We start from the raw sequence: 478 nt of genomic DNA on the forward strand, positions 1-478 counted from the left end.
GTTTTTGGTGGTATTTTTTAATTTCAAATAAATTAGGCAATTTTTGTATTAATTGACCATTTTTTATATATTGAAGCAGTAATGGATTTGCATTTTCTATTTTTTCTTCTTCTAAGGTAATTATATCTTTTATAAAACAGTTATTTTTTTCAAATCTGAATATTTGTTTGGGGCAAGGATAAGAAATTTTATTAACTGAGGTTTTCATTTTATAAAAAGTTTCATATTTGTTTGTAGCTTTAGAATATTGTTTAATAGCTACCAATTTATAGACACCGTTTAAAGTCGGTTCGTCTCTTGACGTTGTTAATTCTGTTCCTACTCCAAAACAATCTATTGGAGCTTTTTTGTTTTTCAGATCTGTTATTATATATTCATTTAAATCTCCGGTTACCATGATCTTAGTTGAATTATACCCTTCTTTATCAAGTAATTTTCTTATATCTTTACTCAAATTCAAAAGATCACCACTATCTAT

Annotated in this window: 1 pseudogene; it reads right to left on the reverse strand. The window is 25.7% G+C overall.

From position 1 onward, the window contains the following. Nucleotides 1-454 (reverse strand): annotated as a pseudogene (locus ACF91D_RS31820) (hypothetical protein); the annotation flags it as partial. Between the last annotated feature and the right edge of the window lie 24 nt (nucleotides 455-478).

The sequence above is a fragment of the Staphylococcus sp. 231237_7MaSpsaltlick genome, from assembly GCF_043107035.1.